The sequence below is a fragment of the Nocardioides jejuensis genome (genome assembly GCF_004337475.1).
GTDB lineage: Bacteria > Actinomycetota > Actinomycetes > Propionibacteriales > Nocardioidaceae > Nocardioides > Nocardioides jejuensis.
Map to the genome: position 1 here is coordinate 24,116 of NZ_SJZJ01000005.1, position 22,281 is coordinate 46,396.

25 protein-coding genes are annotated in these 22,281 nt (G+C 69.7%); 20 read left to right on the forward strand and 5 right to left on the reverse strand.

What is annotated here, in order from left to right; all coding sequences use genetic code 11:
• Positions 1-67: 67 nt before the first annotated feature.
• Genes EPD65_RS16180 through EPD65_RS04555 form a run of 3 tightly spaced genes read left to right on the forward strand, consistent with a single transcriptional unit; the run spans position 68 to position 3,304 of the window.
• Positions 68-1,087, forward strand: a complete 1,020-nt coding sequence (locus tag EPD65_RS16180) for a glycosyltransferase family 2 protein (protein ID WP_165872877.1) — start codon at positions 68-70, stop codon at positions 1,085-1,087.
• A complete protein-coding gene (locus EPD65_RS04550) occupies positions 1,080-2,111 on the forward strand; it encodes a glycosyltransferase (protein WP_131581985.1) in 1,032 nt (343 codons plus the stop codon). Before EPD65_RS16180 ends, EPD65_RS04550 begins: the two co-directional genes overlap by 8 nt.
• Complete coding sequence (locus tag EPD65_RS04555; RefSeq protein WP_131581986.1) at positions 2,108-3,304, forward strand: glycosyltransferase family 61 protein; 1,197 nt, start codon at positions 2,108-2,110, stop codon at positions 3,302-3,304. Before EPD65_RS04550 ends, EPD65_RS04555 begins: the two co-directional genes overlap by 4 nt.
• Before the next feature lie 13 nt (positions 3,305-3,317).
• Here the strand turns inward: EPD65_RS04555 and EPD65_RS16645 are convergent, their stop codons facing one another.
• Positions 3,318-3,941, reverse strand: a complete 624-nt coding sequence (locus EPD65_RS16645) for a CatB-related O-acetyltransferase (protein WP_279387552.1) — start codon at positions 3,939-3,941, stop codon at positions 3,318-3,320.
• A 120-nt stretch (positions 3,942-4,061) separates the two neighbouring features.
• Here EPD65_RS16645 and EPD65_RS04565 point away from each other — a divergent pair, with 120 nt between their 5' ends.
• Genes EPD65_RS04565 through EPD65_RS04580 form a run of 4 tightly spaced genes read left to right on the forward strand, consistent with a single transcriptional unit; the run spans position 4,062 to position 7,137 of the window.
• Positions 4,062-4,724: an acyltransferase gene (locus tag EPD65_RS04565; protein WP_131581987.1), complete on the forward strand. Its 663-nt coding sequence runs from the start codon at positions 4,062-4,064 to the stop codon at positions 4,722-4,724.
• A gap of 55 nt (positions 4,725-4,779) precedes the next feature.
• Positions 4,780-5,040, forward strand: coding sequence for a phosphopantetheine-binding protein (locus EPD65_RS04570; RefSeq protein WP_131581988.1), 261 nt, complete (start codon positions 4,780-4,782; stop codon positions 5,038-5,040).
• A complete protein-coding gene (locus tag EPD65_RS04575; RefSeq protein ID WP_131581989.1) occupies positions 5,037-5,771 on the forward strand; it encodes an SDR family NAD(P)-dependent oxidoreductase in 735 nt (244 codons plus the stop codon). The genes EPD65_RS04570 and EPD65_RS04575 overlap by 4 nt, the downstream gene beginning before the upstream one ends.
• A gap of 1 nt (position 5,772) precedes the next feature.
• On the forward strand, positions 5,773-7,137 hold the full coding sequence (locus tag EPD65_RS04580) for a class I adenylate-forming enzyme family protein (protein ID WP_131581990.1): 1,365 nt from the start codon (positions 5,773-5,775) through the stop codon (positions 7,135-7,137).
• A gap of 114 nt (positions 7,138-7,251) precedes the next feature.
• On the opposite strand, the gene EPD65_RS16185 is transcribed toward EPD65_RS04580, so the two are convergent.
• Both EPD65_RS16185 and EPD65_RS04590 read right to left on the reverse strand, forming a co-directional pair.
• Positions 7,252-8,154, reverse strand: coding sequence for a class I SAM-dependent methyltransferase (locus tag EPD65_RS16185; RefSeq protein ID WP_165872878.1), 903 nt, complete (start codon positions 8,152-8,154; stop codon positions 7,252-7,254).
• 19 nt (positions 8,155-8,173) lie between these two features.
• Positions 8,174-9,247: a sulfotransferase family protein gene (locus EPD65_RS04590; protein ID WP_131581991.1), complete on the reverse strand. Its 1,074-nt coding sequence runs from the start codon at positions 9,245-9,247 to the stop codon at positions 8,174-8,176.
• Positions 9,248-9,387: 140 nt separating this feature from the next.
• Here EPD65_RS04590 and EPD65_RS04595 point away from each other — a divergent pair, with 140 nt between their 5' ends.
• From EPD65_RS04595 to EPD65_RS04630, 9 genes are all read left to right on the forward strand, one after another.
• On the forward strand, positions 9,388-10,473 hold the full coding sequence (locus EPD65_RS04595) for a glycosyltransferase (protein ID WP_131581992.1): 1,086 nt from the start codon (positions 9,388-9,390) through the stop codon (positions 10,471-10,473).
• Positions 10,474-10,522: 49 nt separating this feature from the next.
• The gene (locus EPD65_RS04600) at positions 10,523-11,404 is read left to right on the forward strand and encodes a class I SAM-dependent methyltransferase (RefSeq protein WP_165872879.1); all 882 of its coding nucleotides are present in this window, start codon (positions 10,523-10,525) and stop codon (positions 11,402-11,404) included.
• Between the two features lie 176 nt (positions 11,405-11,580).
• Positions 11,581-12,564: an NAD-dependent epimerase/dehydratase family protein gene (locus EPD65_RS04605; RefSeq protein WP_131581994.1), complete on the forward strand. Its 984-nt coding sequence runs from the start codon at positions 11,581-11,583 to the stop codon at positions 12,562-12,564.
• Complete coding sequence (locus EPD65_RS04610; RefSeq protein ID WP_131581995.1) at positions 12,564-13,769, forward strand: glycosyltransferase family 4 protein; 1,206 nt, start codon at positions 12,564-12,566, stop codon at positions 13,767-13,769. The genes EPD65_RS04605 and EPD65_RS04610 overlap by 1 nt, the downstream gene beginning before the upstream one ends.
• 8 nt (positions 13,770-13,777) lie before the next feature.
• On the forward strand, positions 13,778-14,842 hold the full coding sequence (locus EPD65_RS04615; protein WP_131581996.1) for a class I SAM-dependent methyltransferase: 1,065 nt from the start codon (positions 13,778-13,780) through the stop codon (positions 14,840-14,842).
• Positions 14,843-14,939: 97 nt separating this feature from the next.
• Positions 14,940-15,017, forward strand: a complete 78-nt coding sequence (locus tag EPD65_RS16715) for a putative leader peptide (RefSeq protein WP_424450325.1) — start codon at positions 14,940-14,942, stop codon at positions 15,015-15,017.
• Between the two features lie 131 nt (positions 15,018-15,148).
• Positions 15,149-15,613, forward strand: a complete 465-nt coding sequence (locus EPD65_RS04620; RefSeq protein ID WP_131581997.1) for a DUF4395 domain-containing protein — start codon at positions 15,149-15,151, stop codon at positions 15,611-15,613.
• Positions 15,614-15,654: 41 nt separating this feature from the next.
• On the forward strand, positions 15,655-16,503 hold the full coding sequence (locus EPD65_RS04625) for a sulfurtransferase (protein WP_131581998.1): 849 nt from the start codon (positions 15,655-15,657) through the stop codon (positions 16,501-16,503).
• 45 nt (positions 16,504-16,548) lie between these two features.
• On the forward strand, positions 16,549-16,845 hold the full coding sequence (locus EPD65_RS04630; RefSeq protein WP_131581999.1) for a DUF1416 domain-containing protein: 297 nt from the start codon (positions 16,549-16,551) through the stop codon (positions 16,843-16,845).
• A 154-nt stretch (positions 16,846-16,999) separates the two neighbouring features.
• On the opposite strand, the gene EPD65_RS04635 is transcribed toward EPD65_RS04630, so the two are convergent.
• Positions 17,000-18,403 (reverse strand): tyrosine-protein kinase domain-containing protein, encoded by a 1,404-nt coding sequence (locus EPD65_RS04635; RefSeq protein ID WP_131582000.1) that lies wholly within the window; start codon positions 18,401-18,403, stop codon positions 17,000-17,002.
• Positions 18,404-18,519: 116 nt separating this feature from the next.
• On the opposite strand from EPD65_RS04635, the gene EPD65_RS04640 reads away from it, so the two are divergent.
• A complete protein-coding gene (locus EPD65_RS04640) occupies positions 18,520-19,989 on the forward strand; it encodes a sugar transferase (protein WP_131582001.1) in 1,470 nt (489 codons plus the stop codon).
• A 171-nt stretch (positions 19,990-20,160) separates the two neighbouring features.
• Here EPD65_RS04640 and EPD65_RS04645 read toward each other — a convergent pair whose 3' ends face one another.
• Positions 20,161-20,520: a DsrE family protein gene (locus tag EPD65_RS04645; protein ID WP_131582002.1), complete on the reverse strand. Its 360-nt coding sequence runs from the start codon at positions 20,518-20,520 to the stop codon at positions 20,161-20,163.
• Between the two features lie 39 nt (positions 20,521-20,559).
• Between EPD65_RS04645 and EPD65_RS04650 the strand changes: the two genes are divergently transcribed.
• From EPD65_RS04650 to EPD65_RS04660, 3 genes are all read left to right on the forward strand, one after another.
• Complete coding sequence (locus tag EPD65_RS04650; protein ID WP_131582003.1) at positions 20,560-21,075, forward strand: heme-binding beta-barrel domain-containing protein; 516 nt, start codon at positions 20,560-20,562, stop codon at positions 21,073-21,075.
• Entirely contained in the window at positions 21,075-21,479 is a 405-nt protein-coding gene (locus EPD65_RS04655; RefSeq protein ID WP_131582004.1) for a Fur family transcriptional regulator, read from the forward strand. Before EPD65_RS04650 ends, EPD65_RS04655 begins: the two co-directional genes overlap by 1 nt.
• 158 nt (positions 21,480-21,637) lie before the next feature.
• Positions 21,638-22,267: a hypothetical protein gene (locus EPD65_RS04660; RefSeq protein WP_131582005.1), complete on the forward strand. Its 630-nt coding sequence runs from the start codon at positions 21,638-21,640 to the stop codon at positions 22,265-22,267.
• Positions 22,268-22,281 lie beyond the last annotated feature (14 nt).

Consider the following 22,281-nt stretch of genomic DNA (forward strand, 5'->3'; position numbering starts at 1 on the left):
CCGCTCCGGATCTGGTGGAATGGCGCCCGTTCCGCACTGACCGCAGCGCAATTCCGGGGAGTCCCGCTTGCTGACCACGCCCGTCGTCATGGTCGCGTTCAACCGTCCGCACCTGACCGAGCAGACCCTCGCCGCCGTCCGGGAGGCCCGACCGCGCGAGCTCTTCCTCGTCGTCGACGGCCCCCGCGCGGGGCACCCGACCGATGCCGCGACGTGCGCCGCGACGCGCGCGGTGCTCGACGGCATCGACTGGGAGTGCACGGTCCACCGTCGGTACGCCGAGACCAACCTCGGCCTCGAGGCGAACGTCGAGCTCGGCCTCGACTGGGCCTTCTCGCAGGTCGACCGGGCCATCGTGCTCGAGGACGACTGCGTCGCGGGTGAGTCGTTCTTCAGGTACATGGACGAGCTCCTCACGAGGTACGCCGACGACGACCGCATCTGGCAGGTCAGCGGCTCGGGGCTCGGCGTTCCGGAAGAGCTCTTCCACGGCGACTCCTACGCGTTCACCGCCTGGGCGAGCGTGTGGGGCTGGGGCACCTGGGCCGACCGCTGGCAGCGGCACCGCGCGATCCTGCCGCGCGACCACCGTGACGGCGATGCGCCGGTGCGCACGAAGCCCTTCGCGATCCAGCCCGGACTGGTCGTCACGAAGTCCGCGGAGCGTCACTTCCGCGACGCCGCGGCCTCCGACGACACGCACACGCACGGCTGGGACAAGCACTTCTGGCTCACGATGATGACCGAGGGCGGCTACGCGATCTCGCCGTCGCGCAACCTCGTCGAGAACGTCGGCTGGGGCGAGGACGCCACGCACGCGGCCTCGGTCTCGGGCCGGACCGACCACTCGGCGATCGAGATCGCGTTCCCGCTGGTGCACCCGCAGCAGGTCGTCCTCAACGCCGAGGTCGAGCGCGAGCTGGAGCTGATCCTCAACCGGGTCGGCGGCCGCGCGGCGACGTTCGCCCGGCGGCTGGTCCGCTCGCCGCGCCTGCGTTACTACGCCCGCCTCGCCGTCAACTCGCAGCTCTCCCAGAAGGCGTCGCGCGCGGCGTCCCGCATGACCGACAGGAGCCCCCGTGGCTGAGTCTCTGTTCGAGACGCCGATCGTCCTCTTCGTCTTCAACCGGCCGGAGGTGACGCGTCGCAACATCGAGGTGCTGCGCGCGCTGCGTCCCGCGCGCCTGCTGATCGTCGCCGACGGCCCGCGGGCGTCGCGTCCGGCCGAGGCAGCGCTCTGCGAGGAAGTCCGCGCGATGGTGCTGGCCGAGCAGTGGCCCGGCGAGGTCGCCACGAAGTTCGCCGAGCGCAACCTCGGCCTCGAGGCCAACATCGAGCTCGGCCTCGACTGGGCGTTCAGCCAGGTCGGCCGGGCGATCGTGCTCGAGGACGACTGCATCCCGCACCCGTCGTTCTTCCGCTACTGCGCGGAGCTGCTCGAGCGCTACCGCGACGAGCAGCAGGTCTGGCAGATCGGCGGCGACACCAAGGGCGTGCCCGAGGCGATGTTCGGTGGGACCTCGTACGCGTTCTCGACGTGGTCGAGCGTGTGGGGCTGGGCGACCTGGGCCGACCGCTGGCACCGGCACCGCGCGTCGTTCCCGCGCGACCACGCCGGGGCGGAGGACCGCGAGGGCATGACGCCCCGTACAGCCGATGCCTGGCGCGTCTCCCCGGTGGTGCCCGCCGAGGGATCGCTCGTGACCGAGGCAGCGATGAAGCACTTCACGCAGGTCGCGGGGGAGCCGAACGGCGACGCGCGCGGCTGGGACCACCACTGGTGGGTGACGATCATGTCCGAGTCGGGCCTGTCCACGATGCCCGCCCGCAACCTCGTCGAGAACGACGGCTACGGCGAGGACGCCACGCACACGACTGCTGCCAAGGACCCCTACCCGGCGGAGGGGCTGACCTTCCCGCTGGTGCACCCGCCGCTCGCGCTCAACCGTGAGGTGGAGGGCGAGCTCGAGCTGGTGCTCCTGCGCACCGACGGCCGGCTGTCGCGCTTCATGCGCAAGCTGATCCGCCCGCTCTGGATGCGCGCGATCGTGCGCCGCATCGTCACCACGCCGATCGTCTGGCGCGTCGTCCGCAAGGTGGTCGCGAAGTGAAGCTCCCTGCCTGGCTCCGCCCCTGGTGGCCGCTGTTCAAGCGCTTGCACCGCTTCGTGACGTTGATGCTCGGCATCGGCTTCCGGCGTGCCTCTCCCGTCCTCAAGGGCAACGGCGTGCCGACCACCTCGTCCGACTGGTCCCGCGAGACCGCGGCCGCCGAGCCCGACAACGTCACGCTGCACCCGGGCCTTCCTGCCGTCGTGCTGGACCGCACCGCGACCGCGGGCGACCCCGCGGATCACTGGGTCTTCGCCGAGGCGAAGCAGGCGATGATCCCGGCGACGTTCACGCTCGAGGTCCGCGGGGGCTCGCTCTCGGGTGACTACGGCGCCACGACGACGCCGGGCAAGCGCCTCGACCACGAGACCTCGACGTACTTCGGTGTCTCCGACTGGCGCGAGCACCCCGTCTTCCTGCGCCCGACGCTCGGCGAGGTCGAGCACGTGCCCGGCACGGTGCTGTCGCTGACCACCCGCGGCACGACGTCGAACTACTACCACTTCCTGTACGACGCGATCGCGCGCCTCGGCGTACTCGAGGACTCGCTGCCGGACGCCCGCTGGGACGCGGTCGTGGTGCCGCACCAGACGAAGTACCAGAAGGCGTTCCTGGAGCTGATCGGTCTGGAGGGGAAGCTCCTCGAGCCGCGTCGCGGACTCACCTACCGCGCCGACACGCTGCTCGTGCCGTCCAACCCGAACTGGCACCTCGAGGCGCCGCAGTCGACCGTCGACTGGCTGCGCAAGAAGCTCCCCGCCACCGGCACGATGGACCTGCCCAAGCGGCTCTACCTGACCCGCGGCGACCTCCCCAACACCCGGCGGTACGTCGAGGAGCCGGCGCTCTGGCCGGAGCTCGAGAAGCGCGGCTTCCACCGCCTCGACGCCGGCACGCTCACCGTCCAGGAGCAGATCAACGTCTTCGCGCAGGCCGAGGCGATCGTGGCTCCTCACGGCGCTGCGCTGACCAACATGACGTTCAGCCAGCCGGGCGTGAAGGTGCTGGAGATGTTCCCGGCGACGTACGTGCACCTGGGGCTGTGGTCGATCGCGCAGGCGATCGGTGCGGACTACCGCTACCTCGTCGCCGAGGGCGTCGAGCAGGCCGGACGCCGCAACCAGGGCGTCCTCGACGACGTCTCGATCCCGCCCGCGCGGGTGCTCGCCGCCGTCGACGAGATGCTGGGCTGACTGCCCGGCTGACTCAGAGCTGGGCGATCCGGTCGCGCAGTGCGGCCGGGTCGACCTCGCTGAGGTCGTTCTCGAAGAGGTCCTTGTTGGCGCGCAGCGTCGCGTCGTCCCAGGTCCACCAGTCGAGGCCGGCGAGGATCTCGCGGACCTCCTCGTCGAAGCGGTAGCGGACCACGCGTGCCGGGTTGCCGACCGCGATGGCGTACGCCGGCACGTCCTTCGTGACGACCGCGCCGGCGCCGATGACCGCACCGTCGCCGATCTGGACGTTCTTGAGGATCACGGCGCTGTCGCCGATCCACACGCCCGCGCCGATGCGGATCCGCTGCTCCGGCAGGCGTACGACGGAGTGGCCGCCGATGATCCGGCGCTGGGCGATCTCCTGCATGTTGAGGAAGCGGATGTCGTGGTCGGCGTTCCGCACCGCGAAGGACGCGAGCATGCAGTACGGGCCGATCTCGCAGTCGTCGATGCGTGAGGGCCCGGTGATCCGCGTGCGGTGGCCGATGTCGACGGACTTCGACACGAACGAGCCGTGGGCGACGTACACCTCGCGGCGCCACCAGTCCCAGCGCTGGGTGACCACGACGAGCGCGCGGAGCAGGTTCCTGACAACGGTCGCGAGGGCGCGGGTCATGGCGCGCAGCATAGCCACGCACGCGTCCCGTGCCGGGGCGGGCGGACTGACGTGTCCACGTCCGGATGGACACACGGACTGTCCATACGGAGATGGTCTGGACGGGCTACCCTCTGCGGCGTGCGCCACATTCTGACGACGCTCGTCTTCCTGCTGCCGTTCAAGGGACTCAAGGTCCGCCTGCTGCGGCTGCTGGGTCACGACATCCACCCGACGGCGTCGATCGGCATCAACTTCGTCCAGCGGGTCGAGCACTTCTCGCTCGCGGAGGGTGCCCGGATCGGCCACTTCAACGTCTTCCGCTTCATGAAGCGCGTCGAGATGGGCCGCGGTTCGCGCATGGCGCTCTTCAACTGGGTGCTCGGCGGCGCCGGCTTCGAGGGCAACCTCGAGGAGAACCCGCACCTGCGCACGCTGCGCATGGGCGAGGGCTCTGTCGTCATCAGCTTCCACTACCTCGACTGCGGCGGCGGCGTCCTCATGGAGGACAACTCCTGGCTGACCGGCATCCGCTCCACGGTGCTCAGCCACGCCTTCGACCCGAAGGACGGCGGCGTCATCCTCGAGCCGGTCATCCTGGAGAAGCGCTCGGCCGCCGCCACCAACTGCACGCTGCTGCCCGGCGCCGTCCTCGGCGAGGGCGCGCTGCTCGCTGCCGGCTCCACGCTCTGGACCCGTCAGAAGGCCGCTGCGCAGTGCCTGCACGGCGGCGTACCGGCCCGGCGCCTGGCGCCGATCGACATGCCGGACTCGCTCTACAACCGCACCGAGCGGCTCGGCTGAGCCGGCCCGTCCGCACTGATACCTTTCCCGCCAGTTTTCCCAACGGAGGCATGCAATGACCGAGAACGAAGCGTCGATCATCAAGCTCATCGAGGAGCTCCTCGAGCGCATGGACAAGGCCGAGGGCGTCACCGTCACGCTCGACGCCCGCCTGCACGGTGAGGACGGCCTCGGCCTCGACTCCCTCGACACCGCGGAGCTCTCCGCGACCCTCGAGGACGAGCTCGGCTCGGACCCGTTCGCCGAGGGCCTCATGCCCGAGACGGTCGCCGAGATCGTGGCCTTCTACGACGCCAAGGAGTCGGTCTCCGCATGAGCACCGCCCCCCGGACGGTCATCATCACGGGTGGTAGCCGCGGCCTCGGTGCCGGCATCGTCCAGTCGTTCCTCGACTCCGGCGACCGCGTTGCCTCGTGCTCGCGCTCGGAGACGGACCAGACCCGCAAGTGGGCCGAGGAGTTCCCCGACCGGTTCTTCTTCATGGAGGCCGACATCGCGGACCGCCCGCAGTGCACGGCGTTCGTGAAGGAGGTGCTGGCGCGCTGGAAGTCGGTCGACATCCTGGTCAACAACGCCGGCGTCGCCCGCGACGGCATCCACGCGCTGTTCTCCGACGAGGACACCGACACGGTCATCGACCTGAACCTCAAGGCGACGTTCCACATCTCCAAGCAGATCGTGCGCAACATGCTCGCCCACGGCGGCGGCTCGATCGTCAACATCTCCTCGATCACCGGCCTCACCGGCTACCGCGGTCTCGCCGTCTACGGCGCCTCGAAGGCTGGTCTCGACGGCTTCACGCGCGCGCTGGCCCGCGAGGTCGGCTCGCGCAAGATCACCGTCAACTCGATCGCGTCGGGCTACCTGCGCACCGAGATGAGCCACGGCCTCGACGAGGACCAGCTCAACCAGATCGTGCGTCGCACCCCGGCCGGCCGCCTCGGCGAGCCCGACGACATCGCGCGCGCCGTGCAGTTCCTGGTCGACGAGAAGAACAACTGGATCACGGGTCAGACGATCGTGATCGACGGCGGCCTGACCTGCTGACATGTTCGAGCTGATCGAGCGTGCTGCGGCGCGCGATGCCGACGCGGTCGCCCTCGTCGGCTCGCGCGCATGGACGTACGGCGAGCTCGCGGCCACCGCGCAGTCGTACGCCCGGGGGCTGCGTGAGCAGGGCGTGGCGCGCTTCGCGGTCGTGACGAACGACGTCCCCGTGGCGATCGCGCTGCTTGCCGCGTCCTCGCTGGTCGGCGCCGAGGCCTGCCTGTACGCGCCCGACATCGCGGTCGAGGAGCTGCAGCGGCAGGCAGCCGCGTTCGAGCACACCGCCGTCTTCTCGGATCGCGAGGACGTGCTGGCGCTCGACGGGCCGGCGTTGTGCACGGCGGGGTTTGCCTCGCTCGACGTGGCGGGCGATGACATCACCGACGTACCGGCGAAGCGGCCGCTGCTGACCCTCACCACCGGCACCACGGGCACGCCCCGCGGCGTTCGGCACGACTGGGGGAGGCAGCTCTCCCGCGTGCTGGACACGAAGAGCGGCGCCGGTCAGGTCTGGCTGCTCGCCTACGGCCCGCAGCAGTTCGCCGGCCTGCAGATCATCCTGCACACGATGGCGGCTGGCACGACCCTCGTCACTCCGCCCGTACGCCGCCCGCAGGCGGTCGTCGACGCGCTCCACGCCGAGGGGGTCACCCACATCTCGGCCACACCGACGTTCTGGCGCTTCCTGCTCGCGGAGCTGCGTGCAGACTCGCGCCCGGCTCCCGCGATCCGGCAGATCACGCTCGGCGGCGAGGCTTCTCCCGCGGCGCTGCTGGTCGAGCTCGCGGCGACGTTCCCGGAGGCCCGTGTGTCGCACATCTACGCCGGCTCGGAGTTCGGCTCCACCGGCTCGGTGCGCGACGGCCGTGACGGACTCCCGGCGTCGCTGCTGACGCGCGACGACGGCGCTCCGGTCCGGCTGAAGGTCGAGGACGGGCAGCTCTTCGTGCGGTCCCAGGCCAGCATGGTCGGCTACTACGGCGAGCCGGACCTGGATCCCGACGCCTGGTGGCCGACGGGTGACCTGGTCGAGATCGTCGATGACCGGATCCTGTTCCGCGGGCGCGCGTCCGACGTGATCAACGTCGGTGGTGTGAAGGTGCACCCGCTGCCCGTGGAGGAGCGCGTGACGGCCGTCCCCGGCGTCCAGGCTGCGCGGGTCTACGGACGCGCCAACGCCCTCGTGGGGGCCGTCGTCGCCATCGACGTGGTGGCCGACGGCTCGGTCGACGAGGCGGAGCTCAAGAAGGCTGTCCGTGCCGCGTGCGCGGACCTGCCGCGCCCCTGGCAGCCGCGCAGCGTCCAGGTCGTCGCGGAGCTGGCGATGAAGGAGAACAAGGTCATCCGCGGCACGTCCGCCGACTGACCTCCGCCGAGACGGGGCTCGTGCAACCGCGAGACGGGACCCGTGCAACGCTGAGACGGGGCCCGTGCGCTGCACAGCCCCCGTCTCAGCGCGGCACGAGCCCCGTCTCGGCGATCAGAGCTGCTGGGACGCGGGCGCGATGCGCTCGAGGGCCTCGAGGCCAGCCTTGTCGTCCCCGTGGACGACCGCGACGTCCCAGTACATGTGGGAGCGGGCGCCGATCTTCTCGTCGAGGTGCGCGGTCTTCGCAGCGATCTCGGTGACCGGCACACGGCCGAGCAGGATGCCGCCGTTGTCCCAGACCGCGACGTCGGTGTAGCCGAGCTCGGCGAGCGCCGTCCAGACCGCGAGCGGGTCGTTGCCGACCTCGCGGGAGAAGAAGTGGTCGTACTCGAAGAAGAGGGCCGGGTTGCCGCCCCACGACTTCGCAAGCGCGGGCACCAGGACGACGTCGTAGCCGTCCGTGTCCGACTTGACCAGACGCAGCTTCTCGAACGCCGGGTTGCCCTCGCGCAGCGCGGTCATCGTCACCGAGCCCATGGCGTTGGCCGACTCGGCCGAGCCCTCGACGAAGTGCGTCGTGCCGCCGGAGCGGACCGCGGTCGTGGCCTTCTCCGTGCCGTCGAGGGTCAGCAGGCCCTCGACCACGGTCACCTGCGGCAGCGCGTCGACGTTCAGGTGGAGGAACTCCAGGTAGTACGGGTCCGCCTCGACGCACAGCACCTGCGCGTCGCACGCCGCGACGATCTGCGCGGCGGAGTCGCCGACGTTCGCGCCGACATCCAGCACGGTCACGGGCTCCCCGTCGACCGCGGCCAGCGCGGCGGCGAAGTGCACGAGGTTCTGGCCGTAGGGGCCGTCGGTCTGCGCGTAGTCGGGCAGACGGTGCGACCAGGGCAGCACGAGGTCGACGCCCTGCACGTGCCGGGTGACCTTGCGGTCCGGGAAGCGGTCGCGGATCCACCAGTTGGCGTGGACCTTCACGTTGACGGCGTGGTGACGCAGCTTGGAGTACACGGGCGGCAACCTATCCAGTTCAGAGGGTCCAGCCGGCGAACGACTGGCCGGTGAGAGCACGCAGTTCGGACACCTCGGGAGCGAGGTGTGCCCGCAGTCGGGCGAGGGTCTCTGGGGAGGGGACCGGTCGTTCGACCGGCTTCATGACGCGGCGCGAGACGACGTTGCGGACCCGCTGGAGCCACCCCGACGGCATCTTGTGGGCGAGCCGGATCAGCCACGGCTGGCGCAGCGCCTGGTACCAGCCCGGGTGCGCGCCCTTCGAGCCGTACGCGTTCTGCGCGGCGAGATCGCCGGTCTCGAGAGCGACCGGGGGCAGACCCAGGAACGCGAAGACGCGGTCCATCGTGGCCGTCGCGTCGGCGTTCATGTCGGCGAGGTCGACCACGAGCACCTGCTCCCGGGGGAAGTGCGCAAGGAACTCCCGCAGCTGGGTGGCGTAGCGCGACGGCGCGACGAGGCGGTGGTGCTGGGCCTCGAGGTCGACCATCTCCTCCTCGAAGGTCCCGGTCACCACGCCCCAGGTGGCCTCCTCGACGTACTCCGCGACGACGCGGTCGATCGGGTCGCGGACGAGGTAGATCAGCTTCGCGTCCGGCGCCAGATCGGCCATGCGACCGGCAACGCCTGGGTAGAGCGGCCACTTCGTGTACTGCGGCGTCGACTCCCCGCGGTAGCGGGTGCCGGCCGGGAAGTACTCCTGGTAGCGGCCGACCCAGTCGCGACAGGCAGGGTCGGAGAAGAAGCGCACTTCCTTGTCGGCCGACATGACGACCTCGGGGTGCAGCTCGAGGTAGCTGTGCAGCGACGTGGAGCCGGCCTTGGCGGCGCCGATGACGACCAGGTTCGGCAGCCGCTCCGGGTCAGGGGTGACGGGGGAGGCGTCACCCCGACGACGCCGCTGCGCTGCCGGGACGCTCAGATCGCACCACGGGCACACGTCGAGCGCGTTGCCGTGGGCCTGCAACAGCCAGCCGAGCTTGCGCATCTCGGCCTCGGTGCTCGTCGAGAGCACCGGCGGGACGCACACGTCGCACTGGACGGAGACCTGCTCGGGGCGGCCCTCGCGGGTGAACCGGGTCAGGACGGCCACGGGTGACTCCTTGGTAGCGAGGCAGGAAATTGCTGTTGGCAAGTGTGAAGGGGCTCCCCCGAGCCGGTGTATTGAAGCATGTCCAGACCGCTAGGGTCGGCCACTCCGACGTCCACTTCCTCCCGGAGGGTCCTCCCGGCATGCATGTGCTCTTCGACGCCGTAGCCGCGCGCACCGGCAGCGCCGCGATCGTGGTGGGTCACCTGATCCGTGGGTGGCGCGAGGCCTACCCGGACGACCGGCTCACCGTCCTCACGGGTCCCGATGGCCCCGACTTCGAGGTCGCCGAGGGTGCCCTGCTCCACCGGGTCACCCCGCCCGTTCCCGGGCCGCCCGGGCAGCTGTGGCTCCGCTCCCAGGCCGTACGCCGGACGGCGCGCGAGCTGGGCGTCGACGCGGTGGTCTCCGGCGTACCGGCGAGTGGGCTGTTCGGCAGCAAGGCGCCGCGGGGCGTGATCCTCTACGACCTGCGCCACGAGCTCCGGCCGGAGCAGTTCTCGGCGAAGACGCGGGCCGCCCGCCGCCTGAGCTGGTGGTGGAGCATCCGCCGGGCCGACGGCGTCTACACGATCTCCGAGCGGACGCTCGACGACTTCCGCGACCGGCACCCGCGCCTGGCCCACAAGGGCGTAGCAGCCCAGCTCGGCTCCGACCACGCCGAGGCGTGGCGACGATCCGGCGACGCAGCCCCGAGCCCGGACGAGCGGCCGTACGCCCTCGCGTTCGGCCACTTCGGCAACAAGAACGCGCACGCCGTGATCCGCGCCTGGCAGCCGTTCTCGGCTGTGCACCCGGAGTGGACGCTGCGCCTGGTCGGGATGGGCTCCTCCGACCGCGCGAGCGCCACCCAGCTGGTCCACGAGCTCGACCTCGGCAACCACGTCGAGCTGGCGCCATGGCTCGACGACGACGCCTTCGCGGCGACGTTCGCGGGAGCGAGCATGGTGGTCTTCCCGAGCGACTTCGAGGGCTACGGCCTGCCGGCCGCTGAGGCGATGCGCCTCGGCATCCCGGTCGTGGTCTCGCCGGACGCGGCGCTCAAGGAAGTCACCGGCGGCCACGCCGCGGTCGCGCGGAGCGTCGGCGCCGAGGACCTGGCCGCAGCGATGCAGGAGGCGCTCACGTACGACGAGGCGCACCTCGCGGCCGGCGTGGAGTTCGCCCGGCGCTTCACCTGGGCACGGACTGCACGGACGGTCCGGGACCATCTCCTGCCTGCAACATGACGTGTCTACACTGACGCCCGCTCGACCCGATCCGAGGATGAGGAACCACATGAACGCCTGTCCCGCCTGCACCTCGACCGACCTGCGTCTGGGCCCGGTCTCGCACGCGACCGGCCGCGCCATCGCGCGCTGCCGCAGCTGCGGCGCGACGTTCTGGGGCAACGGCTCGGCCCGCGACGCCGAGGTGATCGAGCTCGACGAGGTCTCCCAGGACGACTACGCCGACTGGACCGACCTCAAGCGCGGCGAGGTGGGCCCCGAGGCCTGGCGCGCCGTCACCACGAAGCTCAAGGCGCAGCTGCCGGCCGACGCGCTGGTCTACGACATCGGAGCGGGCGACGGCGGCTACCCGGCCCTGGCGCGCGACGAGTTCGGGTTCCGGGTCTCCGGCAATGACGTCGTCGAAGGCGCCGTCAAGCTGGCCAAGGACCGCCACGACGTCGACCTGGAGCTCGGTGACATCTCCGAGCACGGCCACGACGGGGACCTCGACGCGGTCACGATGTGGTGCGTCCTCGCCCACGTCCCGGACGGCGCCAAGCTGCTCGCGGACGTCAACGACGCCCTCAAGCCCGGCGGCCTGCTCTACCTCCAGACGCCGCGGTGCTCGAAGGTCGACAAGGGCGCCCAGCTGCTCCAGCGGGCGACCAAGGGCCGGGTCAACAAGCTGGCCGACCGACGGATCGCGGAGCACCACACGATCCTGCACACGGAGAAGTCGATCCGCACCGCTCTCGAGCGCGCGGGCTTCACCGACATCGTCGTCGAGGCGTCGCCGCGCTACGCGCTGACGTCGCGGGCCTACCTCGCCTCGATGAACCCGCCGAAGTGGGTCCTCGAGGCCGGTTCCCGGGCGATGGACTCCGTGATCGAGAGCCGGCTCGCGCCGCGCATCGTCCTCGACGTCTACGCGCGCAAGCCGCTCTCCTGAGCTCGTGGGCGACGAGCACTCCCGAGGCGTCGGGGAACGTCGTACCGCATTGCGGCCTGGATCACATCCGGTCCAGACCGTGGTTATGCTGACGCCGCAATGCGCCGGTCCTGAGGACCGGAACCGGGGACGCAATTCATCTACTCGCTTCACCTATCGGGCAAGGGTTGTGCACTGTGACTGCATCTGACGTTGACGTTCTGGTTGCCGGTGGTGGCGGCTTCATCGGTGGCCACCTCGTGGCCGACCTGCTGAAGCAGGGCCTCACGGTCCGCTCGGTCGACATCAAGCCGATCGACCAGTGGTACCAGGTCCACGAGGGCGTCGAGAACGTCGTCGCCGACCTCTCCCTGCGCGAGAATGCCTTCGCCCAGACCGACGGCGCGCGCGAGGTCTACATGCTCGCGGCCGACATGGGCGGCATGGGCTTCATCGAGAACAACAAGGCCCTGTGCATGCTGACGGTCAACACGTCGACGCACATGCTGGAGGCCGCCAAGGCCGCCGAGGTCGAGCGCTACTTCTACTCGTCCTCTGCGTGCGTCTACAACGGCTCGATGCAGACCGACCCGAACGTGACCGCCCTCAAGGAGTCCGACGCCTACCCGGCAGACCCGGAGGACGGCTACGGCTGGGAGAAGCTCTTCTCCGAGCGCATGGCCCGCCACTTCCTCGAGGACTACGGCCTGCAGACCCGCGTCGCCCGCTACCACAACGTCTACGGCCCGGAGGGCACGTGGACCGGTGGCCGCGAGAAGGCTCCGGCCGCGACCTGCCGCAAGATCGCCGAGGCGGTCATCTCCGGCAAGCACGAGATCGACATCTGGGGCGACGGCGAGCAGACCCGCTCCTTCATGTACGTCGACGACTGCGTCAAGGGCTCGCAGATGTTCCTGAAGGGCGACTCGAGCATCCCGGTCAACCTCGGCTCGTCCGAGCTGATCTCGATCAACGACCTCTACACGATGGTCGAGGGCTTCGCCGGCATCAAGTGCAAGCGCAACTACCAGCTCGACGCCCCGCAGGGCGTCCGGGGTCGCAACTCCGACAACACCCTGATCAAGGAGATCTACGGCTGGGAGCCGTCGATCACCCTCCTTGAGGGCATGGAGAAGACCTACCGCTGGGTCTACGACCAGGTGAAGGCCGCCCAGGGCTGATGAAGGTCCTCGTCCACGACTACGCCGGCCACCCCTTCCAGGTCGAGCTGAGTCGTGAGCTCGCCGCGCGTGGCCATGCGGTCACGCACAGCTACTGCGCGGCGTACGCCTCCGGCAAGGGCCAGCTCCAGGCCGAGCCGGGGGAGACCATCCGCTTCGAGGCGATCGGCGAAGGCCGGTCGATCGCGAAGATGGACTTCGGTCGACGCCTGGTGCAGGAGCTCCAACTTGGCGTCGAGCTCGTCCGGCAGGTACGCCGGCTGCGGCCCGACGTCGTGATGTGCTCCAACGTGCCGATCCCGACGCTCGTCGTGCTGGCCTTCGCCCTGATGGTGCTGCGGCGTCCGTGGGTGCTCTGGCACCAGGACGTGCAGGCAGTCGCCATCCAGTCGTTCGCCGGCAAGAAGCTTGGCCGCTCGATGGCCGTCGCCGGTCGCCTGATCGGCCTGGGGGAGAAGTGGTGCTCGCGCCGCGCTGCGGCGATCGTCGTCATCACCGACGCCTTCGTCGACGTGCACCGGGAGTGGGGCACGGCCGACAAGGTCACCGTCATCCCCAACTGGGCCCCGCTCGACGAGATCGGCCCGGTCGACCGCGACAACGCCTGGGCCCGTGAGCAGGGCGTCGACAAGGTCGCCACGCTGCTCTACTCCGGCACCCTCGGGCTCAAGCACAACCCGGAGCTCCTTCCGCGGCTCGCGAAGGCAGTCCAGGACGCCGGCACCGCGGTGCGGCTCGTGGTCGTCAACGAGGGGCCGGCGGCGTCCGTGGTCAGCGACGAGGCCGCGCGCCTCGGCGTACCGCTGACGCTGTTGCCGTTCCAGCCGTACGAGCGCCTCTCCGAGGTGCTCGGCTCGGGCGACGTCCTCGTCGTCCTCCTGGAGAAGGAGGCCGGTGCGTTCTCCGTGCCCTCCAAGACCCTCTCCTACCTCTGCGCCGGCCGGCCGATCCTGGGCCTCATGCCGGCGGAGAACCTCGCCGCTGCGCTCGTGGAGCAGACCGGCGGTCGCGTCCTCCGTCCGGAGGACGCGGCGATCCCGGCTGCGGCCGCCTGGGTGACCGAGATCCTCGGTGACCCGGACCGTGCCGCGATCATCGGCAAGGCGTCCCGTGCGCTCGCCGAGCAGGAATTCGAGCTGTCGGGCTGTGCCGACCAGTTCGAGGCGATCCTCGCCGCATCCATCACGACCAAGCACCGATCCTGAGGCAGGCAATGAGTTCTTCGGCCAACGAGTTCGTGGCACGCGTGAAGCGCGCCAACCCCAGCCTGGTGGCGGGCGCGGTCAAGCGTCGCGTCCAGTCGGGCCTGGCCCGCCGTGGCTATCTGGTCTCCCGCATCGACGACGAGGGCCGCAAGTACTTCGAGGTCTCCCACGAGGGCGACGTCCCGCTGCCCGCGGGTGCGGAGGAGGCGCTGCGCGCCGACAACCCGCGCCTGGCGGAGCTGGTCGAGCAGTACAACGCGCTCACCTACCCGTCGGCCGTGCCGACCCAGTGGAACGACAGCTTCCTCAAGAAGAACCTGTCGCTGGCCTGGTTCCGCGGCGACAACGCCTACGTGTGGCAGCTGCGCCTGTTCACCGGTGGCGCCAAGACCCGCAACTACCTGGCGATGCTCGACATCGAGTCGCGCGACAAGCTCGGCCTCTTCAAGAAGCTGAAGGAGGACGGCCTCTTCGGCGCGTTCACCTTCACCTTCGGTGACCGGGTCGTGAGCCGCGACCTGCTCGACTCGATCAACGAGATCAACTACCTGGACTCCCAGATCGGTCTGTCCGACATGGCTGCTCCGACGGTCCTCGACATCGGTGCCGGCTACGGCCGCCTGGCCTGGCGCATGGACGAGGCGCTGCCGAACCTCGGCGCGTACGACTGCACCGACGGCGTTCCGGTCTCGACGTTCCTCTGCGAGTACCACCTCGGCTTCCGCAAGGTCTCCGACAGCGTCCGCGTCGTCCCGCTCTCGGAGATCGACACGCTCCGTGACTCCTACACGGTCGCGGTCAACGTGCACTCCTTCTCGGAGCAGTCGCACGCCTCGATCAAGTGGTGGCTCGGCGAGATCGCCAAGCGCGACATCGGCTGGCTGCTCATCGTCCCCAACACGTACGGCGAGCTGCTGTCGACCGAGGTCGGCGGCACGCGCGAGGACTTCATGCCCTCCGTGCTGGCGGCGGGCTACGAGCTGGCCGACCACCGCACCGTCTACCAGAACGACGACATGCGGGAAATGATCGGCCTGCACGACGAGTTCTTCCTGTTCAAGAAGGCCGACTGAGCCCACAAAACGACCCGATCCCACTATCCGGACGCACGTCTCGGATAGTGGGATCGGCGTTTGGAGGGGACTTTCCGGCGCCCCTAGTCTCTGATCCATGTTCACGACCCTGTTGACCGAGCGCCGCGCGGTGGATCTCCTGCGCGTTGCCTCGTCCCTGTGTCGAATGTCCTGACGGGACGTCCCCCTTCGGCGCGCATCTGAGCGCGCTGGCGCCCATGCGCCACAAGGACGTCCTGATCCCTCCGGGATCGCGTTCTCGTCCGTGAGTGAACCGTCGCCTCATCGAGGCACAGGAGCAAGAGCATGAGCACCACCACTGCCGCGCAGCGCGCGCAGGTCGACCCGCGCGGTCCGCAGTTCGCGGCCGCGATCACGGTCGTGATCCTTGCCGGCGCGCTGCTGTTCTCCCCGTCGCTGCCGGGCTTCGTCCTGCTCGGCATCCAGGCCGTCCTGTTCGGCATCGGCGCCTTCCTCGGCGTCGCCCGTACGCCGCACGCGTGGCTTTTCAAGCGCTTCGTGCGCCCGCGCCTCGCGCCGCCGGCCCATCTCGAGGACGCCGCGCCGCCGCGTTTCGCCCAGCAGGTCGGCCTCACCTTTGCGCTGATCGGTCTGGTCTTCTGGCCGCTCGGCTTCAATGCGGTCGGCGCGATCGCGGTCGGCTTCGCCCTCGCCGCGGCGCTGCTCAACGCGCTGTTCGGCTTCTGCCTGGGCTGCGAGGTCTACCTGCTGTTCAAGCGGCTGACGTATCGCCCGGCACCCACCACCTGACACCCTTCACCCCAATCCCCGTAGTAGGAAAGAGAGAAACAATGGCTCGCGAAGACGTGCTCGTCACCACGCAGTGGGTCGAGGAGAACCTCGACAACCCGCAGGTCGTCCTGATCGAGGTCGACGAGGACACCTCGGCGTACGACCGCTCCCACATCCGTGGCGCGATCAAGCTCGACTGGACCACGGACCTCCAGGACCAGGTCCGTCGCGACTTCGTCAACAAGGCGCAGTTCGAGGCCCTCCTGTCCGACAAGGGCGTCGCCAACGACTCGACCGTCGTTCTCTACGGTGGCAACAACAACTGGTTCGCCGCGTACGCGTACTGGTACTTCAAGCTCTACGGCCACCAGGACGTCAAGCTCCTCGACGGCGGCCGCAAGAAGTGGGAGCTCGACGCCCGCGAGCTGACCGACGAGCCGGTCAAGCTGGAGTCGACCACCTACACCGCCTCCGAGCAGGACCTCTCGATCCGCGCCTTCCGTGACGACGTCGTTGCCGCCATCGGCGTGCAGAACCTCGTCGACGTGCGCTCGCCCGACGAGTTCGCCGGTCGCCTGCTCGCCCCGGCCCACCTCCCGCAGGAGCAGGCCCAGCGCGCCGGTCACGTCCCGACCGCCGTCTCCGTCCCGTGGTCGAAGGCTGCCAACGACGACGGCACCTTCCGCTCCAACGACGAGCTCAAGGCCATCTACACCGAGGCCGGCTTCGACTTCTCGAAGGACACCATCGCCTACTGCCGCATCGGTGAGCGCTCGTCGCACACCTGGTTCGCGCTGCAGGAGCTCCTCGGTGAGCCGAACGTGAAGAACTACGACGGCTCCTGGACCGAGTACGGTTCGCTCGTCGGCGTTCCGATCGCTCTCGGCGACGAGCCGGGCGAGGCCTGAGCCTCACCGCTCGCGCCTTCTCGAGACTTCTAGGAGACAAGCAACATGTGTGGAGCTACTGAGGGTGGCCTGCCGCTCGACGGCATCAACACCAAGATCGAGGCCATCATCCAGGGCCAGGTGACCAAGGACGGCTCGCCCGTCGGCGTCGCCTACGTGCGCCTGCTCGACAAGTCGGGCGAGTTCACGGCCGAGGTCCCGGTCTCCGCGACCGGTCACTTCCGCTTCTTCGCCGGCGACGGCGAGTGGACCCTGCGCACGCTCGCGCCGGGTGCGGACACGGTCGACCGCAAGGTCATCGCGGCTGTCGGCTCGATCGCCGAGGTCGAGATCGCTCTCTGACCTGACTGATCGCACGAAGGCCCGTCACCCCCGCTGGGGTGGCGGGCCTTCGTCGTACGCCGACAGGGGCAGCACCGCAGCGCCGACAGGGCGCGAAGGGGAAGCAGAAGGGCCCGCCACTCCCGCAGGAGTGACGGGCCCTTCTCGTCGAACGTCAGGCCTTGCGCGAACCCGAGGAGCGCTTGCCGGAGCCGCTCTTGCCGGACGGCTCGGCCTCCTCGGCGTAGTAGTAGTAGTAATTCATCTCGCCGAAGCGCTTCGGGGCCATGTTGAGCACGACACCGAAGGTGCGGGCGCCGACGGCGGCCAGGCGGTGCGCAGCGCCCTCGAGCTGGTCGCGCGTGGTCTTGCCGTGACGCGTGATGATGATGGCGCCGTCGGCGGCGGTCGCGAGGAGCGCGGCATCGGCGACCGGCAGCAGCGGCGGGGCGTCGATGATGACGATGTCGTACGCGTCGCGCAGGCGGGCGAGCAGGTCGTGCGTCGCGTTGGCCTGGAGGATCTCCGACGGGTTCGGCGGGGTCGGGCCGGACGCGAGCACGTGGACGCCGGACTCCTTGTGGCGCTGGATGCTCTCCTCGAGCTTCGTGCGGCCGACAAGAACGGTGGTGAGACCGATCGAGCCGTCCATGCCCATCAGCTGTGCCACGCGCGGACGACGGAGGTCGCCGTCGACGAGCAGGACGCGGCGACCGGCCTGGGCCAGCGCGAGCGCGAGGTTCGTCGACGCGGTCGTCTTGCCCTCGCCCGAGATGGACGAGGTGATCACGATGGCCCGCGGCGGGTGGTCCAGGTCGAGGAACTGGAGGTTCGTCCGGAGCAGGCGGAACGCCTCGGCACGCGGCGAGAACGACGAGATGTCCAGGACCAGCGGGCTCTTCTCGACCGACGGGTCATAGCCGATCGCGGCCATCAGTGGCACGTTGGCGGCCTTCTCGACATCCGTCGCGGACTTCACGGTCTGGTCGAGGAGCTCCTTGGCGATCGCCAGGCCGACACCGAGGGTGAGGCCGATCAGCGTCGCGATCATCAGGTTCAGGAACGTCTCCGGGGACACGGCGTTCGGGTTGTAGGTGCCCGGGTCCGTGACCGTGAGGAGGATCGGCGAGTGCTCGGACGTCGACGGGGTCTCGAGCTGCTGCACGAACTTGACCAGCTCGGACGCCTCGACGTCGGCGATCTTCTGCGCGCGATCCGGGGCCGTGTCGGTCACCGTGATGTCGAGGATGGCCGTCTCCGGCTCGACGACGGCGCTGATCCGGCCGGCCAGGTCGGCAGCGGTCAGGTCGAGGCCCGACTCGTCAGCAACGCGCGCCAGCAGGACGCGGTGGCTGGCCAGCTGCGCGTACGACGCCACGCGCTGCTGCACGTAGACGTTCGCGGCGTACTGGTCCTGCAGCGTGCTGGTGTCGGCGCTGACGTAGACCTTCGCGACGGACTGGTAGAGGGGGTCGCTTCGCAGCGACAGGAAAAGGCTGCCGATCATCGCAATGAGCGTGATCGCCACGATGGTCTTCCAGCGTCGTCGAAGCGTCCGCAGGAGTTCCTTGAAGTCCACTCGCCATACCCTTTGTCCGAGGTACCGTCAGGTCAGTCGGCAGTGTAGACGTGACTGAGTGACGGATCGCTCGTTGACGTTGCTGACCGGGGGGTTTCTTCAGAAGGGGCTCAAGGGTGACGTATCTCGCGGAACGTCCTGCGACGCTGCCGACTGGCGGGGAGATCCCGCTGGCCCGCCAGCTGCGCCGGGTCGTCGTGGCTGCGTTCCTGCTCGATGTCACGGTGCTGGCGACCGCTGCGCTCTTCGCTGCGGCGTTCTCCGCCTTCGTCCGTCCCCTGCTGCCGCCGGATGTCGCGGGCGGCGTCCGCCCGCTGCTCGTCGCTCCGCTGATCGGCGTGATCTGGCTGGGTTCGCTGCTCCTGCGTGGTGCCTACCGCCGACGGATCCTCGGAGCCGGACACGAGGAGTTCCAGCTGGTCGTCACGAGCACCTGCGTCGCTGCGGGCGCGCTCGGGATCACGGCCTTCCTCGCTGACATCCAGGTCTCGCGCGCGTTCGTCGTCATGATGTTCGTCTTCGGCCTCGCCGCCCTGCCGGTCGGCCGCTACGGGCTCCGCAAGGTGGTGCACGGCCTGCGTCGCCGCGGCGCCCTCCTGACCCGCGTCATCGCGGTCTGCGAGCCGGGTGCGCTCGACGAGCTGGTCACGACGCTCGCGCGCACGCCGCAGCTCGGCTTCCAGGTCGTCGGCACGTGTGTGCCCGGCCTGTCCCGCGAGGCCGACGTCAGCCTGCCCGTCCCGCTCTTCGGTGGCGTCGACTCGATCGTCGAGGCGTGCGAGCTGACTGACGCCCACACGGTGCTCGTCGGCGGCGGTGGCACGTCCACCTCGCGTGCCCTGCGCCAGATCGGCTGGGAGCTCGAGGGGCGCAACGTCGACCTGGTCGTCGTTCCCTCGCTCATCGACGTCGCTGGCCCGCGCGTCCACATGCGGCACCTCGCCGGCCTGCCGCTCGTGCACATCGAGGAGCCGGGCGTACGGCGCGCCGGTGGCCTCGCCAAGCGTGCGTTCGACCTGGTCGTCGCCTCGCTCATGCTGCTCCTGCTCTCGCCGCTGATGATCGCGATCGCGCTGGCGGTCAAGCTCGGTGACGGCGGGCCGGTCTTCTTCCGTCAGGAGCGCACGGGCCGTAACGGCACGACGTTCAAGATGACGAAGTTCCGCTCGATGGTGGTCAACGCCGACGAGAAGCTCGCCGAGCTCAGCGACTTCAACGACGTCGACGACGTGCTGTTCAAGATGCGCAACGACCCCCGCGTGACCCGGATCGGCCGCCCGATCCGCAAGTGGTCCATCGACGAGCTCCCGCAGCTCTTCGACGTGCTCCGCGGTGACATGTCGCTCGTCGGCCCTCGCCCGCCGCTGCCGCGCGAGGTGGAGCTCTACCCGCCCGAGATGCACCGACGCATGCTGGTGCGCCCCGGTCTGACGGGCCTGTGGCAGATCTCCGGCCGCTCCGACCTGCCGTTCGACGAGGCGGTCCGCATGGACCTCTACTACGTCGACAACTGGTCGATCGTCAGCGACGTGATCATCATGCTCAAGACCGCTCGTGCGGTCGTGCTGAGCCGCGGCGCCTACTGACCGCAGCAGCTGGGGCAGGGCCCGCGGCCGGTTGATCTTCGGGGTGGGGCCTGTTTACTGGAGGCATGTCTCGGGCCCTCACACGACTTCGCCGCCGTCTCCGCTGCTGGTATCGCTACCGCGATGCCTGCCCCCACATCGAGGGTTATCACTCGTGACGGGCGCCGCTCGTCAGTAGACGAGCGCCTGGACGCCGTCACCGAGGATCTCCTCGGTGAACACGGCCGCGCCAGCGATGCGTACGCCGGGGAGCAGGTCGTCGGCGGTGATCGAACGCCGGTCGGCGCACTGGGTGCAGACGGTCAGCTGACCGCCGGCGAGTACCGCGTCGCGCAGGTCCGCGAGCGGCGTGGCCAGCGGGAGCTCGAACGCCTCCGCGCGCCCCGCGACGCCGAACCAGGCGGCCTCGCCCGTGAGCCAGAGGCCGACATCGGCACCGGCGGCGACGGCCGTGGCCGCCACCGTGAACGCCTGATTGCAACGCTCGGGGTCCTCGGGGCCGCAGGTGACCTTGATCCTCAGGGCTCGCATGGCCCCAGCCTAGGCATGCTCGCCCGTAGACTCCGCGTCATGGCGTTCGAGCTTCCTTCCGACCTGCACCCCGACATGGGCCCCGTGGCCTGGATGCTGGGCACGTGGCGCGGCAACGGCCACGGTGACTACTCGACGATCGATGCCTTCGAGTTCGGCCAGGAGCTGATCTTCACGCACGACGGGCGCCCGTTCTTCCACTACATGGCGCGCAGCTGGATCATCGACCCGGAGACGGGCGAGGAGGTCCGCAAGGCCGCTATCGAGACCGGCTTCCTGCGCTGCAAGCAGACCGGCATGGGCGTCGGCAAGGTCGAGTTCGTCCTGACGCACAACACCGGCATCGTCGAGGTCTGGATCGGCAACGCCGAGGGCGGCAAGCTCGAGATCGTCACGGACGCGATCGGTGTCACCGAGACCGCGAAGCCGGTGCAGGGCGGCAAGCGCCTCTACGGCAACGTCGAGGGCGACCTGCTCTACGCCTACGACATGGCCGCGATGGACCAGCCGCTGCAGCCGCACCTGTGGGCCCGCCTGCAGCGCGCGAAGGGCTGATGGACCTCGGCGACCGGCTGAAGGGTGCCGGCAAGAGGCTGACCCCGCAGCGACGCCTGGTGCTCGAGGCCGTCGAGCGGCTCGGTCACGCCACTCCGGACGAGGTGTTGGCACAGGCCCGCGCGGCACAGCCGTCGTTGAGCCTGTCGACGGTCTATCGCAACCTCGAGGTACTCGAGGAGCTCGGCCTGGTGCGCCATGCCCACCTGAGCGACCGGGCTCCGACGTACCACTCGGTGGGTGGGCACGAGCACTTCCACCTGGTCTGTCGCACGTGCGGCGCGGTCATCTCCGTGGGGCCTGACCTGCTCGCTCCGCTGCTCCAGCGGCTCGACGCCGACCACGGTTTCGTGCCAGACGTCGGGCACCTGACGGTCTTCGGCACCTGCCGCGACTGCCGCTGACCTGCCGCTGACCTGGGGCTGGCGGCCGCCCGACATGTCCGATGTGTGCGGACTCACGTGCTTGGACCTTGCAAGCCACTTGTCAAGAAACGTTGGATAGCGGGTGTAGCCAAGGTGTCCATCGGGGGATGCTTCCGTCCCACGTAAGTGAGTGCCTCGTGCCGTTCCCTGTCGCCCTTCGTTCCCACCGCCTGGTGGCCGACGAGCTCTACCCGGTCGTGAATCCCGCCGGCTCCGAGCTTCCGGTCGTCCTGCGTGACGAGGACGGCGCGGTGCGGGACCTGCGGGCGCGTTCGCTGGCGATCCGCACGCAGCGTGAGGGCCACGTCCGCGACGGCATCGTCGTACGCCGGGGCGGGGTCGACGTCCTCGTGACCGACGCGCGCGTGATCCTCACGGGTGCGCGCCCGACGGCCGACAGCATCCTGGCCGGCCACGTGCGCCTCGACTGGATCGTCGCCGTCGGAGCCTGCGCGGGCCGCGGGCTCCTGCGCGGCGATGCGCTGCGCCTCGTCATCCAGCTGGACAACGGCGACTACCACGTCCTGACCCTGACGTTCGAGTCCGACATCGACGTGCACGAGCTCGCACAGGACATCGCTCGCCGTACGGCGCGGCACTGGCTCGCCACCGCCGCCTCGGCCCCGATGGTGTCCCGCTGGACGTCGCTCGGTGGCGCCGCGAAGATGACCGCGGAGCCGGGGGAGTTCGCGCTCTACTGGACCCCCGAGCACGTGCAGGTGGCGGACCCGGTCAGCTCGTACGAGCGCCTCGTCGTTCCTGCCTGAACCCCGCCCGTAGG

Excerpts from the sequence above, each read along its gene's own strand:
- EPD65_RS04570 (WP_131581988.1), top strand. The coding sequence starts at position 4,780 with ATGACCGAGAACGAAGCGTCGATCATCAAGCTCATCGAGGAGCTCCTC.
- EPD65_RS04595 (WP_131581992.1), top strand. The coding sequence starts at position 9,388 with ATGCATGTGCTCTTCGACGCCGTAGCCGCGCGCACCGGCAGCGCCGCG.
- EPD65_RS04600 (WP_165872879.1), top strand. The coding sequence starts at position 10,523 with ATGAACGCCTGTCCCGCCTGCACCTCGACCGACCTGCGTCTGGGCCCG.
- EPD65_RS04630 (WP_131581999.1), top strand. The coding sequence starts at position 16,549 with ATGTGTGGAGCTACTGAGGGTGGCCTGCCGCTCGACGGCATCAACACC.
- EPD65_RS04625 (WP_131581998.1), top strand. The coding sequence starts at position 15,655 with ATGGCTCGCGAAGACGTGCTCGTCACCACGCAGTGGGTCGAGGAGAAC.
- EPD65_RS04655 (WP_131582004.1), top strand. The coding sequence starts at position 21,075 with ATGGACCTCGGCGACCGGCTGAAGGGTGCCGGCAAGAGGCTGACCCCG.
- EPD65_RS04580 (WP_131581990.1), top strand. The coding sequence starts at position 5,773 with ATGTTCGAGCTGATCGAGCGTGCTGCGGCGCGCGATGCCGACGCGGTC.
- EPD65_RS04620 (WP_131581997.1), top strand. The coding sequence starts at position 15,149 with ATGAGCACCACCACTGCCGCGCAGCGCGCGCAGGTCGACCCGCGCGGT.
- EPD65_RS16645 (WP_279387552.1), bottom strand. The coding sequence starts at position 3,941 with ATGACCCGCGCCCTCGCGACCGTTGTCAGGAACCTGCTCCGCGCGCTC.
- EPD65_RS04645 (WP_131582002.1), bottom strand. The coding sequence starts at position 20,520 with ATGCGAGCCCTGAGGATCAAGGTCACCTGCGGCCCCGAGGACCCCGAG.
- EPD65_RS16715 (WP_424450325.1), top strand. The coding sequence starts at position 14,940 with ATGTTCACGACCCTGTTGACCGAGCGCCGCGCGGTGGATCTCCTGCGC.
- EPD65_RS04575 (WP_131581989.1), top strand. The coding sequence starts at position 5,037 with ATGAGCACCGCCCCCCGGACGGTCATCATCACGGGTGGTAGCCGCGGC.
- EPD65_RS04650 (WP_131582003.1), top strand. The coding sequence starts at position 20,560 with ATGGCGTTCGAGCTTCCTTCCGACCTGCACCCCGACATGGGCCCCGTG.
- EPD65_RS04610 (WP_131581995.1), top strand. The coding sequence starts at position 12,564 with ATGAAGGTCCTCGTCCACGACTACGCCGGCCACCCCTTCCAGGTCGAG.
- EPD65_RS04615 (WP_131581996.1), top strand. The coding sequence starts at position 13,778 with ATGAGTTCTTCGGCCAACGAGTTCGTGGCACGCGTGAAGCGCGCCAAC.